General features: G+C 64.0%; 16 protein-coding genes. 5 read left to right on the top strand and 11 right to left on the bottom strand.

Features of this window, described 5'->3' with window-relative positions; genetic code table 11:
• Positions 1-90 precede the first annotated feature (90 nt).
• Positions 91-483 carry a glycine cleavage system protein GcvH gene (gene gcvH, locus BLT16_RS01735; protein ID WP_089656782.1) on the bottom strand — a complete coding sequence of 131 codons (393 nt, stop codon included), beginning with the start codon at positions 481-483 and terminating at the stop codon, positions 91-93.
• Between the two features lie 523 nt (positions 484-1006).
• Here gcvH and BLT16_RS01730 point away from each other — a divergent pair.
• A complete protein-coding gene (locus tag BLT16_RS01730; protein WP_089656781.1) occupies positions 1007-2392 on the top strand; it encodes an alanine/glycine:cation symporter family protein in 1386 nt (461 codons plus the stop codon).
• 69 nt (positions 2393-2461) lie between these two features.
• Positions 2462-3574, top strand: coding sequence for a glycine cleavage system aminomethyltransferase GcvT (gene gcvT, locus BLT16_RS01725; RefSeq protein WP_089656780.1), 1113 nt, complete (start codon positions 2462-2464; stop codon positions 3572-3574).
• Positions 3575-3674: 100 nt separating this feature from the next.
• On the opposite strand, the gene BLT16_RS01720 is transcribed toward gcvT, so the two are convergent.
• The 8 genes from BLT16_RS01720 to BLT16_RS01685 all read right to left on the bottom strand — a co-directional run bounded on the left by BLT16_RS01720 (position 3675) and on the right by BLT16_RS01685 (position 10208).
• On the bottom strand, positions 3675-4289 hold the full coding sequence (locus BLT16_RS01720) for an alpha-ketoglutarate-dependent dioxygenase AlkB family protein (protein WP_089656779.1): 615 nt from the start codon (positions 4287-4289) through the stop codon (positions 3675-3677).
• A 31-nt stretch (positions 4290-4320) separates the two neighbouring features.
• Positions 4321-4872: a phosphatase PAP2 family protein gene (locus tag BLT16_RS01715; RefSeq protein ID WP_089656778.1), complete on the bottom strand. Its 552-nt coding sequence runs from the start codon at positions 4870-4872 to the stop codon at positions 4321-4323.
• On the bottom strand, positions 4841-5998 hold the full coding sequence (locus BLT16_RS01710) for a glycosyltransferase family 4 protein (protein WP_089656777.1): 1158 nt from the start codon (positions 5996-5998) through the stop codon (positions 4841-4843). Before BLT16_RS01710 ends, BLT16_RS01715 begins: the two co-directional genes overlap by 32 nt.
• A 92-nt stretch (positions 5999-6090) precedes the next feature.
• The gene (locus BLT16_RS01705; RefSeq protein WP_089656776.1) at positions 6091-7029 is read right to left on the bottom strand and encodes a LysM peptidoglycan-binding domain-containing protein; all 939 of its coding nucleotides are present in this window, start codon (positions 7027-7029) and stop codon (positions 6091-6093) included.
• The gene (locus BLT16_RS01700; protein ID WP_089656775.1) at positions 6975-7847 is read right to left on the bottom strand and encodes an acyltransferase; all 873 of its coding nucleotides are present in this window, start codon (positions 7845-7847) and stop codon (positions 6975-6977) included. The genes BLT16_RS01705 and BLT16_RS01700 overlap by 55 nt, the downstream gene beginning before the upstream one ends.
• 252 nt (positions 7848-8099) lie before the next feature.
• Positions 8100-8867: a VOC family protein gene (locus tag BLT16_RS01695; RefSeq protein WP_089656774.1), complete on the bottom strand. Its 768-nt coding sequence runs from the start codon at positions 8865-8867 to the stop codon at positions 8100-8102.
• 137 nt (positions 8868-9004) lie between these two features.
• On the bottom strand, positions 9005-9280 hold the full coding sequence (locus BLT16_RS01690; RefSeq protein ID WP_089656773.1) for a GrxA family glutaredoxin: 276 nt from the start codon (positions 9278-9280) through the stop codon (positions 9005-9007).
• 118 nt (positions 9281-9398) lie between these two features.
• Positions 9399-10208 carry an inositol monophosphatase family protein gene (locus tag BLT16_RS01685; protein WP_089656772.1) on the bottom strand — a complete coding sequence of 270 codons (810 nt, stop codon included), beginning with the start codon at positions 10206-10208 and terminating at the stop codon, positions 9399-9401.
• 87 nt (positions 10209-10295) lie between these two features.
• Here BLT16_RS01685 and hybE point away from each other — a divergent pair, with 87 nt between their 5' ends.
• Positions 10296-10706, top strand: coding sequence for a [NiFe]-hydrogenase assembly chaperone HybE (gene hybE, locus BLT16_RS01680; RefSeq protein ID WP_089656771.1), 411 nt, complete (start codon positions 10296-10298; stop codon positions 10704-10706).
• Between the two features lie 12 nt (positions 10707-10718).
• On the opposite strand, the gene BLT16_RS01675 is transcribed toward hybE, so the two are convergent.
• Positions 10719-11258, bottom strand: coding sequence for a response regulator transcription factor (locus tag BLT16_RS01675; protein ID WP_089656770.1), 540 nt, complete (start codon positions 11256-11258; stop codon positions 10719-10721).
• Between the two features lie 24 nt (positions 11259-11282).
• A complete protein-coding gene (locus BLT16_RS01670) occupies positions 11283-12557 on the bottom strand; it encodes an ATP-binding protein (RefSeq protein ID WP_089656769.1) in 1275 nt (424 codons plus the stop codon).
• A 130-nt stretch (positions 12558-12687) separates the two neighbouring features.
• Here BLT16_RS01670 and BLT16_RS01665 point away from each other — a divergent pair, with 130 nt between their 5' ends.
• Entirely contained in the window at positions 12688-12951 is a 264-nt protein-coding gene (locus tag BLT16_RS01665) for a hypothetical protein (RefSeq protein WP_089656768.1), read from the top strand.
• 96 nt (positions 12952-13047) lie between these two features.
• Positions 13048-14637, top strand: a complete 1590-nt coding sequence (locus BLT16_RS01660; RefSeq protein WP_089656767.1) for a peptide chain release factor 3 — start codon at positions 13048-13050, stop codon at positions 14635-14637.
• Positions 14638-14833 lie beyond the last annotated feature (196 nt).

Genomic DNA, 14833 nt, shown 5'->3' with positions numbered 1-14833 from the left:
AAACACCTGTCAGGGTAGTGGGGCGGTCAGTCCCCGAAACGAAGGGAAAGGGGTAACGGCCGGGGCGCGAACGCCCCGCCCGGAAGTGGATCAGTCCTCGGCGTCGACCACCGCGCCATAGGCATCGGCATCGAGCAGGGCGTCGAGGGCATCGGCGTCGCTGAGCTTGAGCTTGGCGATCCAACCATCCTCGTAGGGGGACTCGTTGACGGTCTCGGGAGCATCCTCGAGGCTCTCGTTGACGGCCACCACCTCACCGCCGAGCGGGGCATAGAGGTCTGAGGCGGCCTTGACCGACTCGATCACACCGAACTCCTCGCCGCTGGCGAGTTCCTGACCGACTTCCGGCAGCTCGACGAAGACCACGTCGCCGAGGGCCTGCTGGGCGTGATCGGTGATGCCCAGGGTGACGGTGCCGTCACCGTTGTCGAGTACCCACTCGTGGCTCTTGGTGTAACGCAGGTTGGACGGGATAGCACTCATAGTGGTTTTCCTATACGAAAAGGTTTTCTGAATCAGGGAATCGTAACGCCATTTGCATGCGATGGCGAGTCTCCAGCACAGGCATTTGTCGCGCTGACCGCCTGTATAGGTTGGCCGTTGGCGCGTCGCTCGTCCAGCCCTGCGCGGCGGGCAGCCCTCGACTACCCTGAAGAGGGGGCAGGCCTTGCGATTCGCTGCCAGGCAGTGTGGCGCCGTGCCCAGAGGCGTGCGGGCAGTTGCGATGCTGGGCGCGGCGCAGTAAGCTGCTGCATGTTTCGTATAGGAAATATGTTTCTTGGTTTGTATGGCAGTGCCCGGCCGATGAATGCTCGATAGTGTCGCATATCAGCAATTCGATAGCCTGCAGTAGTAGAGCCTGGGTGGGATTATCCGCTATGGTACGCCCATTCGACCACGGGGACGGCCTCGTCACCCTCTCGGTTGAGGCCAGGTGTCCGGCACGGCGCTCAGGATAGCGGTGTCGGGGCACAACAATAACGAACCAGGATTGAAAGGAACGACCATGGAAACCTTGACCAGTCTCTTTACCGCCATCAACGGCGTGGTATGGGGTCCGTTGATGCTGATACTGCTGCTGGGGGTGGGTCTCTACCTCCAGTTGGGTCTCAAGCTGATGCCGATACGCAAGCTTGGCATGGGCTTCAGCTTGCTGTGGCAGGGGCGTGACAAGCCCGGCGCCGAGAAGTCCGACAAGGACGGCGAAATTTCCCCCTTCAATGCGTTGATGACGGCGCTCTCAGCGACCATCGGCACCGGTAATATCGCCGGCGTGGCCACCGCCATTGCGCTGGGTGGCCCCGGGGCGGTGTTCTGGATGTGGATCACGGCGCTGGTCGGCATGGCCACCAAGTTCGCCGAGGCGGTGCTGGCAGTGCGCTATCGTGAGACCGACAGCACCGGCAATCATGTCGGCGGCCCGATGTTCTATATCAAGAATGGCCTGGGCAAGAAGTGGCTATGGCTGGGCGGCGCCTTCGCCTTCTTCGGTGCGGTGGCAGCATTCGGGATCGGTAACACCGTGCAGTCCAACTCGGTGGCTGATGCCCTCGATTCGACCTTCGGCCTGCCGCACTGGATCACCGGTGTGGTGATCATGGTGTTGGCCGGGGCGGTAATTCTCGGCGGCATCAAGCGGATCGCCAAGGTTGCCGGCAAGTTGGTGCCGATCATGGCCGTCGCCTACATCTCTGCTGGTATCGTGGTACTGATCGTCAATGCCAGCGAGATCGGCAGTGCCTTCAGCATGATCTTCTATTATGCCTTCAACCCGCATGCGGCCATGGGTGGCTTCGCCGGGGCGGCAGTGATGGCGGCGGTCCGTTTCGGGGTGGCACGCGGTATCTTCTCCAACGAGGCCGGGCTGGGCAGTGCGCCGATCGCCCACGCCGCTGCCAAGACCAAGAATCCAGTGCGTCAGGGCCTGATCGCGATGCTCGGCACCTTCATCGATACCATTATCGTGTGCACCATTACCGCGCTGGTGATCCTGACCTCGACGGTATGGATCGACGGCGAGGCCGGGGCTTCGCTAACCGCGCTGTCGTTCGAGGCGGCCTTGCCGGGGATCGGTAACCAGATCGTGTCGATTGCCCTGGCGGTATTCGCCTTCACCACCATCCTCGGCTGGTCGTTCTACGGCGAGAAGTGCTTCCAGTTCCTGTTCGGTACGCGCTCGATCATGCTATACCGCACGCTGTTCGTGCTGGCCATCCCGCTTGGTGCCATGGCGCAGCTGGGCTTTATCTGGCTGATGGCCGATACCTTCAACGCCATGATGGCGATCCCCAACCTGATCGCACTGGCACTGCTGTCGCCGATGGTCTTCAAGCTGACCCGCGACTACTTCGACGGCAAGGAGGTGTTGCCGGGCGAAGATCTGCCGAAGTAACCGTGTGGCCACCGGGCGGATGCCTGTCCGGTGGCCATCCCGCTAGCCACTCGCCAATGGATCGAGACCATGACGCAACTCAACAAGACGCCGCTATACGACCTTCACCTGGAGTTGGGCGGCAAGATGGTGCCCTTCGCAGGCTACGAGATGCCGGTGCAGTTCCCGCTAGGCGTCAAGAAGGAGCATGAGCATACCCGCCAGGCGTGTGGCCTGTTCGATGTGTCGCACATGGGCCAGGTGTTGATTCATGGGCCGGCGCCCGCTGAGGCGTTGGAGGCGTTGGTACCGGCGGATATCGTCGGCCTGCCGGCTGGGATGCAGCGCTATGCGCTGTTCACCTCGGAAGAGGGCGGCATTCTCGACGACCTGATGGTGGTCAACGCTGGCGAGCATCTCTATCTGGTGGTCAATGCCGCTTGCAAGGAGCAGGATATCAGCCATCTGCGCACCGGGCTTGGCAGCGATTACCGGGTCGAGGTCGTGGATCGCGGTCTGCTCGCTCTGCAGGGGCCCGCGGCGGCGACGGTCATGCAGCGACTGTGTCCCTCGGCCTGTGAACTGGTGTTCATGCAGCATGGTCGGTTCTCTATGGAGGGTGTCGAGGTGTGGATCAGCCGCAGTGGTTACACCGGCGAGGATGGGTTTGAAATCTCGGTGCCTGCCGAGCATAGCGATGCCTTGGCGCGGCGGCTGCTGGCCGAAGCCGAGGTCGAGGCGATCGGTCTGGGAGCTCGCGACTCGCTGCGACTCGAAGCTGGCCTGTGCCTCTACGGCCACGATATCGACGCCACCACCACGCCGGTGGAAGCGGGATTGATCTGGGCCATCGGCAAGCCGCGTCGGCGCGGCGGTGAGCGCGCCGCGGGCTTTCCGGGCGCGGATCTGATCTTGCACCAGGTCGCGGCCAAGGATCACACCCGCAAGCGTGTGGGGTTGCTTGGCGAAGGCCGAGCGCCGGTGCGCGAGGGCGCCGAGCTGTTCAGCGCCGATGACGTCAAGGTGGGGGTGGTGACCTCGGGTGGTTTCGGTCCCAGTGTTGGCCAGCCGGTGGCGATGGGCTATGTCGCGATCGAACACGCCGAGGCGGGTAACCAGGTGTTCGCCGAGGTGCGCGGCAAGCGCTTGCCGATGACGGTCACCAAGACACCGTTCGTGACCCCGGGCTACCATCGCGGTTGAGATTCGTCTTATACCGTTATCTTGGCGGCCGTGACATGATCAGCGGGCCGCTCGCCATGGCGAGCGGCCCGCGTCGTTTGTGCAGGGAGGCGCCTCATCGCTAGTGCTGGCCAATGATGTGCCGAAAGGTCAGGCTGATCCTGATGCCGTGCCCGCGCCGCGGCAGCAGCGCATGCTGTAGCTGATGCTGTACCCCGGCGCCCATCACCAGCAGGCTGCCGTGGGGCAGGCTGACGTTGAAGGCGGGAGCGCGACGATCCCGCCAGCGAAAGCGCAGCGGCCGCTCGCTGCCGAGACTGATGGCGGCGATGAGAGGGGCGTGGCCCAGTTCTGGCTCATCGTCGCTGTGCCAGCCCATGCGCTCTTCGCCACTGGCGTAGCGATTGAGCAGCACGCTGTTGAAGCGTGGTATGTCCCCCTGCGCCGATAGGGCCAGGTTGACCCGTTCAGCAAGGTCGGCGACCTCGGGGTGCCAGGCTTCGGGCATGAAGTCATGGCCTGAGTAGCGATAGCGGGCCTCAGGATCGCCCATCCACACCTGACGACGGGGAATCGGATGATGGCGGCCAAACAGGCTGAGGGAGGGGCGCTGCCAGCTCAGGGCGTGCTCTAGCGTCGACTGCAAGCGACTGGCATCGCCTGGCGCAAGAAAGCCGTCACAGCGCCATAGCGGTGGCTGGTCGAGCAGTGTCTGGGGCTTGCAAGGGCCGGTCATGGGTTGAGCATGCCAGCTGCTGGCCGGGCTGTCATCCCAGTGCCGGCAGGCTCCACCAGCCGAGCAACCCGAACACGCAGCCGAGCAGAGCGCCTCCGATCACGTCGCTGATATAGTGCAAGCCCAGTCCGACCCGCGACGCGGCAATCAATATCGCCAGCGGCAGTACCAGCGGCAGCAGCGCTGGGGTGGTAGCGGCGGTCAGTAGGCTGAACATCACCGCATGCAGGGTGTGGCCGCTGGGAAAACTGTAGCGGTCACGGGGTGCTTCGGTGCAGCGGATGGTGCGAAAGGTGATGGATGGGCGTTCGCGGCACAGACGTGTCTTGACCAGCCGGTAGACACCGATCGCCAGCAGCGACAGCAGCAGGTGGTGCCACACCAGCGACCATCCCGATGTGCCATGCAGCCATGGCAGTGCGGCCACTAGCAGCACCCAGGCGGGCCAGTCGCCGAGGCGGCTGGCACAGCGTAGCAGGAGTAGGATGCCGCGGCGGCTGCCGTGATGGGCAAGCCGCTGGCAGAGTCGCCACTCGAACAGATCGAGCCGGTCAAAGACCGGCAGGGTGCGTGGTGCGTTCATGACGATGCTCCATGGCGGTGTGCAGATGTTGCAGGAAGTGGTCGGCTATCTGTGACCAGTGGCATTCGGCTACCCGCACCCGTGCGCCACGTCCCAGGCGGCCATAGATCGCCGGTGAGCGGGCCAGTTGGGCGGCTTGCTCGGCGAAGGCGTTGGCGGCATCGAAGGGCAGTGTCAGGCCGTGGTGGTGGGGAACGATCCATTCGCCGGCGGCGGCATAGTCAAAGGCGACCACCGCCAGCCCGCTGGCCATGGCCTCGAGTACCACGTTGCCATAGGTTTCGGAGCGCGACGGAAACACGAACAGGTCGGCGCTGGCGTAGTGCCGGGCAAGCTGCTCGCTGTCGATGAAGCCGGTGAACCGGGTCTGTGGCAGGCGGCGCTGCAGGCGCTGCCGCTGGGGACCGTCACCGACTACCACGCTGATCAGGTCGGGCTGTGCCAGGTGCATGGCCTGGAAGCTCTCTACCAGCAGGTCGAGGTTCTTCTCACTGGCCAGGCGGCCAACGTGCAGTGCAACCGGCTGGTGGTCGCCGGCGCCCCATTGGTGGCGCAGCGCGGCATCGCGCTTGTCGGGGCTGAAGTGCTGGCAGTCGATGCCGCGTCCCATCACCGCGACGCGTTCGAAGCCCCGGGATGCCAGGTGATCGGCCTGCTGGCGGGTGGGGACCAGAGTGGCGCCGGTGCGGTTGTGGAAATGACGCAGCAGACCGAAGACGCCGCGGCGCAGCCAACCCAGGCCATAGTCGCTGGCGTAGTGGTCGAAATTGGTGTGGAAGCCGCTCAGGGTCGGGATGCCTAGGCGTTCGGCGCAGCGCAGCGCCGACCAGCCCAATGGCCCCTCGGTGGCCAGGTAGATCGCATCGGGGCGCTCGCGCTGCCATGCAGCCTGCAGCTGTCGGCCGCAGGGGCGGCCAAACTGTACGTCGGGATAGCGCGGCAGGTGGAACCCTTTAACCTGCAGCTCGCTTGCCATTCGCGGATCGTAATGGCCGCTGGCAGGGGCGGGTCTGATCAGTTGCAGGGTCACCCCACGGCGCTGGAGCTCCTGGGTCAATTGGCCGAGGGTATGGGCGACGCCGTTGATGTCCGGCGCCCAGGTTTCACTGACCAGGCATAAGCGCATGGGGAGCTCCCGCGTGATGAACTCCCTCTAGCGTCACAGGCTGGTATGACAGGGCGCCGACACGCCCATGACAAATCGATGAAACGCGATGCTTAGCGCAGTACCTTGGCCGGGTCGACGGGTTTGCCGCCGTGGCGCAGATCGAACAGCAGGTCGTAACGCTCGGTGCTGTTGCTGTAATCGACCTGGCACACCGGCGTTCCCTGAGTGATCGACTGACCGTCGGCGACTTTGAGCTCACCGCACAGCGCGTAGACGCTTTGAAGGTTGCCGTCGTGGTGAACGATGACCACTCGCCCCAGCTGGCGCATGCTGCCGGCAAAACGCACCTGGCCGTCGGCGACCGCCTTGGCATCGCTGCCGTTCTGGTTGGCAAGCAGCATCGGCTGCAGGGTGCCGCGGTCGTCGGGGCCGAAGCGGCGCACCACGCGATAGTCATCCAGCGGCCATGGCCAGTTGCGCGCGCTGCTGGGCAGATTGCCCGGATCAGGGCGTTGGGCTGGCGCTGAGCTCGCGCTGCCACTGCTCGCTGTCGTGCCGCTGTTGCTGGCGCTAGCGGTGCTGCTGCCGCTGCCACTTCCGCCGCTAAGCGGCACCTGAATCACCTGGCCGACCTGCAGGCGGTTGGCGGGAGTGTTGCTATTGGCAGCTTGAACCCGGGCAGGGTTGGTGCCAAAGCGGCGTGCGATGCCTGAGTAGGTATCGCCAGGGCGGACCTGGTAACGGTAGGGGCCACCGGAAGGTGCGCGCTCTTGCTGCGTCGGAATCAGCAGGCGCTGCCCGACTGCCAGGCGCTGAGGCTCGACGCCGGGGTTGAACCGTGTCAGGCGCTCCAGCGGTACGTCAGCACGCGCGGCAATGGCGCCAAGGGTATCGCCACGCTGCACGGTGATCCACTGTCCGTTGATGCTGTCGAGTCGCTGCGAAGACGACGAGGGACCGGCACAGCCGGCCAGCAGCCAGGCGAGCAGCAGTATCAGGACGAAGTGTCGAGGATCTGATCCTTTTCCTGCCACAGCGCGTTGATCCATGTGTGGAAGCGTTCCTTGTAGTCCGGGTCCTGGTGATAGTCGCCGCCGGGCATCCAGTGGGGGACGTCCAGGCGCCGGATATGGCAGTGAATCTGCCCTTCACGCCCGCACAGGAAGCCCCAGAAGGTGGGATCGGGGTTGGCATAGCTCAGGGTGGCATCGAGGATGCCGCTGAGATTCTCGCCAAGCAGGCCGGTGACCTGGGCGGTACCGCCAGCCTTGGGGCGCAGCAGATGGCGATAGGGGCTATCTTGTGCGTCGCGTTTGGCGGTTGTGAAGCGGGTGCCTTCAACGAAGTTGTATATGGCCAGCGGTGTCTGACGAGCCCGTTCGCACATGCGCTGAGTGGCGCGGCGATCGCGCTCGGCGAGCGCCGGGTTGCGCGCCAGCTGTTCGCGACTGTAGCGGCGCATGAACGGGAATTCCAGCGCCCACCATGCCTGTCCGACGATGGGAATCCATATCAGCTGCTGCTTGAGGAAGAAGCGCGGCATGGGAATGCGCCGGTGCAGGGCGAACTGCAGCACGAAGATATCGGTCCAGCTGCGGTGGTTGGACAGCACCAGCCACCAGCGCTGCGGCGACAAGTCATCGGGGCGACGGATATCGAGCTGAGGTTTGAGCCAGCGGCGCATCCACCACAGGTTGGTGCCGATCCAGTTGAGCGCCACGGCGTTGAGGCCGGCCAGTACGCGCAGTTTGGCACGGCGCCCCGGGGCGACCAGCTTGAGCAGGATCAGTACGAACAGAGGGATGCCCCAAAACAGCGTGGTCATGATCAGGAAGCATGCGCTGACGAGCCCCTTCAGGGTCGGCATGGAGGGTCTCCAGAGCAACGATAACACGCCAATCCTACTGCAAGATCAAGGGTATGCCCAGTGTGTACCCGCGTGGCGACATGACCTGGCTGATGCGCTGAGGATGAGATCGTTAGTGCAAGAGTGTGACAGCCTGATGTCGAAAAACTGACCATTCTAAGAAGAGCGTCAGTGGGGTCGCGCTTTACGGCGCTTGTGCAGGGACTTTGCACAGCGTTATCCACAGGAAATGTGCATAACCTGGTCGTCGCCTCACGCGATCTCACAGCGAGTATGTTGGGGAAGTAGCAGTTCGGCGGCACGCTCAGGATGATTCGGCAGGCACTTCTGGACCAGTGCCAGACCGCCTAGGGCGATGCGGTGCTCATCCCCTGCGGCAAAGGCCATGCGCCGAGAGCAGGTAGGATAGAAGCGGTAGTTGAGCAGCGGTGAGATCGGGAACAGCCCATGGTGGCGGTCACTGCTGCCGATCAGGCCGTTCTGATGCAGCTGACGATCGAGGTCGCCGAGTTCGTGACCGAGCCGCTCGCTGTCGAAGCCGGCGTGGTGGAGACGTGGGCCCATAACAGACAGCCAGGCTGCCAAGGGATGCGCCGTCTCGAGTTGCTGGAACGTCGGCCAGTCGGGCATTGGCCAGGGCCGACCGCGGCATAGCAGGTTCTGGCCGCGACCGTCGTCGGTATGCGCGCTATCGACCAGTGCCTTGAGCGTATGGCGTGCGCTACGTGGCAGGGTGTTGAGTTGCAGCTCGCCGAGTACCAGCCAGGCGTTGTCGTCGGGGGCGGCCAGCAGCGTGGCCAGCAGGCCTCGGTCGGCCATGGCGTAGCGCTCTACCGGGCGATAGCCGAAGTGCTGCAGGGTCGGCAGTAGCGCGCTGGACGCATAGCAGCCGTGATTGAGCGTCAGCAGTGCGAGGTATTCGGCAGGGGCATCAATGGGCCAGACCCGCAGCGCGCCAAGCTCGGGGTGGAGATGGATATAGTCCAGCCACAGCTGCTGAAGAAATTCCTGGCGCTGCATGGTGTGCTTGCCTCCCGCCGGCGGGCATGATTTTCAGCTGAGTATAGGCAGGCGGTGGGCAGCGGCTTTCAACGCGGCAAAGACGCAAACGCCCGGCATGGCCGGGCGCTGAGGATTATGGCTGAGCGACGCTTGGCTTACTGAGCGGCGGTTTCGGGCATCAGCTCATTATCCTTGGCGTAACGATCGAACTCGGTGAAACCACCGATATGCGTTTGATCGATGAAGATCTGCGGTACGGTCTCTACCGGCTTGCCGATGGTCTTCTCCATGTCGGCCTTGGTGATGCCCTCTTCATGGATATCAACGTAGCGGTAGCCGCCGATGGCACCGATATCGCTGAGCTTATCGGCAAGCTCCTTGGCGCGCACGCAGAACGGGCAGCCGGGGCGGCCGAAGATCACGACGAACATAGGGACTCCTTGCAATGCAATATGAGGAATATGAGAACTAATAAATACTGGCGCCTATTGTTTCGCAACTCGGCGCCAGATGCCAATAGTGGCTCGCTACGCCGATGATGGCGGGCTGCTATGAGCGCTCGTCGGCACGCCTGAGCAGGTCGCTCAGAGGGCGGTAAAGGGCGGCGCTGGCCACCACGATATGCTCGCCGTAGAGATCGCTGGGTATGCCGCCAGGCGGCGGGTAGAGGTGTCCGGTACGCGCCCCGGCTTCACGGGCGATCAGCACGCCGGCAGCAAAGTCCCAAGGGGATACGCTTTCGTAGTAGGCATCCAGGCGACCGCAGGCCACGTCACACAGGTCGAGTGCCGCCGCGCCATTGCGACGGATGTCCTGGCATTCGCCGAGCACCGCTTGCAGCCGACGCACTAGCGGCGGGCGCGACTCGCGGCGATAGGGGAAGCCGGTGGCTACCAGGGCGCGGCTCAGATCGTCGCAGCGGCTGGCGTGGATCGGCTCGCCGTTGCGCCAGGCGCCTTCGCCGCGCAGCGCGCTGAATGTCTCGCCGAGGAAGGGGGCATGCACCACACCGAGCTGGACCTGGCCATCCTCGCACCAGGCGATGGAGACCGCGACGTGAGCTAATCCGTGGGCAAAGTTGACGGTGCCGTCGATGGGGTCGATCACCCATAGCGGGCCGCGTCGTTCGACCGCATCGCGCTCCGGCGAGAGCTCTTCGGTAAGACGTGCCTCTCCGGGGTAAGCGCTATCGAGGCGCTCGGCAATACGCTGATCCACGGCCAGGTCGGTGTCGGTGACCAGCTCTTGCCCGCCCTTGTAGCGCTGTCCAAAGTCCTGGTCGCTGCGTGCCTCGCGGATCATGCGACCGGCGTCGTGGGCAATCTCGAGGGCGGTGTCGAGGCGTGTGGCATGACGCATGTAGGCTCCTTGTGGCGTTGCCGTGGCGAGAGTATCAGTCTACGCTGCGCGCCGGTGATGTCGCCATGAGAACCGGGGAGAGACGCCGTGCAGGCCTTGTCCGTGGAGCAGTACGCACGCTTGCAGCAGCTGGCGCGGGCCTATCAGCACCGCTGCGCCGCCACTATCAAACGCCATCCGGCCCGTAATCCGCGGTTGGCAGTGGACCTGCTGTGTTTCCAACCGCTGCCCGACAGCGATGAGCTGGTAGGGGCTCTGATCACGCCGATCTCGCTGTCGCTGGCGGTCGTCAGCGACAGCCCGCGCGCGCTGCGCGACGACATGCCCCGGCGTTGGCTGGCGCTGCCCGGCGGCGAGTATCCCCTCGAGCCGCTGGCGCTGGGTGAGAGTGACGGTCTGTGGCAGTGTCCGCTACTCGATGACTTGTCCGACCTCGAGTCGCTGCACGAAGCCAACCGGCTGGCGCAACACCTCCTCGAGCGGGTGCTGAACGCCTGACCGCATGGCCGGCTAGCGGCGCACCGGGCGTTTCTGCAATTTGCGCTGCAGGGTGCGGCGGTGCATGCCCAGGGCACGGGCAGTCGCCGAGATATTGCCGTCGTGTTCCTGCAGCACCTTCTGGATGTGCTCCCAGGTCACGCGGTTGATCGATGGTGGGTTGTCGGCCAGTTCGGTATTGGGGTCGCCGTCCTGCTTGTCGAGGGCAGCGAGAATTTCGTCGGCGTCGGCCGGCTTGCACAGGTAGTTGACCGCGCCGAGCTTGATTGCCTCGACGGCGGTAGCGATGCTCGAGTAGCCGGTCAACACCACCACCCGGCAGGCCGGAACGGCATCGAGCAATTCCGGTAGCAGCTTGAGGCCCGAGGAGTGTTCGAGCTTTAGGTCCAGGGTGGCGATCTCGGGTTGCAGGCGGTTGGCCAGGATCAACGCCTGCTCGGCGTCGTTCGCCACCTCGACCTCGAAGCCGCGGCGTGTCATGGCGCGCTGCATGACATGACAGAACATTTCGTCATCGTCGATGATCAGCAGGCGTTGCGGTTGCTCGTGCATGCGCTTTCCTCGTGACGCGTGGCCCTAACCTTGACTGGTATCCAGGCGCGGGAGTTTCACTTCGGTGAGGGTGCCACCCTCTTCGTGATTGTAGAGGCTTACGCCACCGCCAAAGCGGTTGATGGTGGCGTGGGTCAGGAATAGCCCGATGCCCATGCCTTTGCTCTTGGTCGAGATAAAGGTATCCCCGAGTTGATCGGCGATCGACATCGCCACGCCGGGGCCATGGTCGCGAATGTCGATGATGACTTCATCGCTGTCCCAGTCCAGGCTGACGGCAATCTGCTCGGGGTTGGCGTCGGCGGCGTTGTTGAGCAGGTTCATCAGCGCCTGCTCGAGGGTAGCATCCACCGCCAGGGTGGGCATGCCGCGGCGTTCGGCGATGTCCAACCGGTGGCTGACGTCGGGTCTTAGTACCAGCCAACGCTGGACGACCTGGGCCAGCCACTCGCCGGCGGGACGCTGCTCGGGCTCGGCCAGGCGTCGGCGATCGGCATTCGCTACCAGATGCTGCAGTCGTGATTTGCAGGTATCGACCTGCTGGCGCAGCAGGTCGATATCGGCGTTCAACTGCGGGTCGTCACGAGCATCCTCGCGCATTTCATTGAGCAGTACCGCCATGGTCGACAGCGGCGTGCCGAGTTCATGGGCGGTGCCGGCGGCCTGGGTGGCCACGGCCAGTACCTGCTCGTTGCGCAGTGCGGCTTCCCGGGTACGTGACAGCGTCTGGTCGCGTCGACGCAGTGCGTGCGCCATCTTATAGATGAAGAACGTCACCAGTCCCGCCGAGAGGCCGAAGTTGAGCCACATGCCGAGCACGTGGAGGCTGATCGAGCCGACGATGATGCCGTGACTGAGCTGCGGTACCGGCTCGAAGAACAGCATCAGAAAGGTGTAGCCCGCCATCGACGCCGTGGCGATCAACCAGGCGAAGCGCCACGGCAGGGTGGCGGCGGCAATGGTGATCGGCACCAGGTAGTAGGTGATGAACGGGTTGGTCGAGCCGCCGGTGAAGTAGAACAGCAGGGTCAGCCCGGCAACATCGGCCAGCAGGTGGAGCAGGTACTCGGTGTCGGTGACCGCCCGGGGGCGACCCAGTCGCCACCAGGTGGCGACGTTGATCAGGCCCATGGCCACGATCACGCAGATGACGGGGACCACGCGGAGCTGGAAGCCGATGACTTCGATGCCGAAGATGATCGCTGCCAGGAAGCCGGTCCAGGTGATGCCACGCACGATGGTCAGGCGTACCAGGTTGCGATTGGGGGTCGACAGCGGCAGGGGTAGGGCGGGGTGCATGGGCGCTCCGGAGATTTGCTGGCGCCATGATACCCCATCGGCGCGGCTAGCTCAGCCGCTTTGATGCCTTGAGCCTCTACTATCAAGGGCCTAGACTCGATTAGACAGACCATGGAAATGGAGCGACAGGATGCGCGAAGAACGGATTTCCGACGCTGAACTGATCGAGCGTCTGCACAAGTGTCTGGCTGGTGAGCGCGTGGTCGTGGTGACTGAATCGGCTCGCTACCCGGCGCGGGTACAACACGTTGGGGCCACTGGCCTCAAGGTGATTCCCGAACCTGCACTCGAGGGCAGTCACGGGGCGCCTGGGGATCTTGAGGGCCACATGGTGTCGTTCGGTGATGTCGAATCCGTGGAGCTCGACGGGGTGCGCTACCTGCGTGAGGGCTAGCTGGCGGATGCGAGGTGGCGGCGGTATGCGCTATCATGCGCGCCTCTCAAGCCGTCTGCGATGTGGGCGGCCGCTCATTCGTCATCAGGGCTGACCATGCCAGATACCGCTATTGCTCGCCAAGCCGAGCTGCGCCGCACCTTTGCCATTATCTCGCACCCCGATGCGGGCAAGACCACCATCACCGAGAAGCTGCTGCTGTTCGGCAACGCCATCCAGCTGGCCGGCTCGGTCAAGAGCAAGCGCGCCGAGCGCCACGCCACCTCCGACTGGATGAAGATGGAGCAGGAGCGTGGGATCTCTGTGACTACCTCGGTGATGCAGTTCCCCTATAACGGTCGTATCGTCAATCTGCTCGATACGCCGGGTCATGAGGACTTCTCCGAAGACACCTACCGCACCCTCACGGCGGTGGATTCGGCGCTGATGGTGATCGACGGCGCCAAGGGCGTTGAGGACCGCACCATCAAATTGATGGATGTCTGCCGCCTGCGCACCACGCCGATCCTGACCTTCATCAACAAGATGGACCGCGACATCCGCGATCCCATCGAGGTGATGGACGAAGTGGAGACGGTGCTCAATATCCAGTGCGCGCCGATGACCTGGCCGATCGGCATGGGGCGTCATTTCAAGGGGGTCTACCACCTCTATAACGACGTCATCCATCTCTATACCCAGGGCCAGGGCAGTCGCATTCCGGATGACAAGCGCATCGAGGGGCTCGACAACCCTGAGGTCGATGAGGTGCTCGGTGCCGACCAGGCCGAGGAGCTGCGCATGGAGGTGGAGCTGGTGCGCGGCGCCTCCCATGAATTCGATCTCGAGGCCTACCGCCGCGGCGAACTGACACCGGTCTACTTCGGTACCGCCATGGGCAATTTCGGGGTGCGCGAGATGCTCGACGGCTTCGTCGAGTACGCGCCTGCGCCGCAGCCTCGTGAAACCGACACCCGCACCGTCAGTGCCGACGATGCGCGTTTTACCGGTTTCGTGTTCAAGATCCAGGCCAACATGGATCCCAAGCACCGCGACCGGGTGGCCTTCCTGCGGGTCTGTTCCGGCAAGTACGACAAGAACATGAAGATGCGCCATGTACGCATCGGCAAGGACGTCAAGATCGCCGATGCCCTGACCTTCATGGCCTCGGACCGGGCGCAGGTGGAAGAGGCCTGGCCCGGCGACATCATCGGCCTGCACAACCATGGCACCATCCAGATCGGCGACACCTTCACCCTCGGTGAGGACATGCGCTTCACAGGGATTCCGCACTTCGCCCCAGAGCTGTTCAAGCGCGTGCAGCTCAAGGATCCGCTCAAGATGAAGGCGTTGCAGAAGGGCTTGCAGCAGCTTTCCGAGGAGGGCGCCACCCAGGTCTTCATGCCCCTCGACAATAACGACCTGATCGTTGGGGCGGTGGGGTCACTGCAGTTTGACGTGGTCGCGCACCGCCTCAAGGAGGAGTACAAGGTGGATTGCGTTTACCAAGCCATCAATGTGCAGACCGCGCGCTGGATCTACTGCGACGATGCCAAGATGCTCGACGAATTCAAGCGCAAGGCGAGCGCCAACCTGGCCCTGGACGGCGGCGGCTACCTGACCTATATCGCCCCCACGCGGGTCAATCTGCAGATGACCCAGGAGCGTTGGCCGGACATTCGCTTTGCCGCGACAAGGGAGCACTGAGCCTTAAGCGCCCAGCGCCCAGCGCCCAGCGCCCAGCGTCGAGTAGAAGCGAGCGGTGCCAGCCGGCGCACGCGGTAGGGCCGAGTAGAAGCGAGCGGTGCCAGCCGGCGCAAGCGGTAGGGCCGGCTACCCTTGCCGCGTACAACGCTCACACGCTGTGAACCCCTCCCTGGGCGCTCCATTCTTCTTCCCTGAA

This window comes from Franzmannia pantelleriensis (assembly GCF_900102875.1).
GTDB classification, from domain to species: Bacteria; Pseudomonadota; Gammaproteobacteria; order Pseudomonadales; family Halomonadaceae; genus Franzmannia; species Franzmannia pantelleriensis.
The sequence above is the reverse complement of the archived record's forward strand: the minus strand, read 5'-3'. Positions and strand labels throughout refer to the sequence as shown.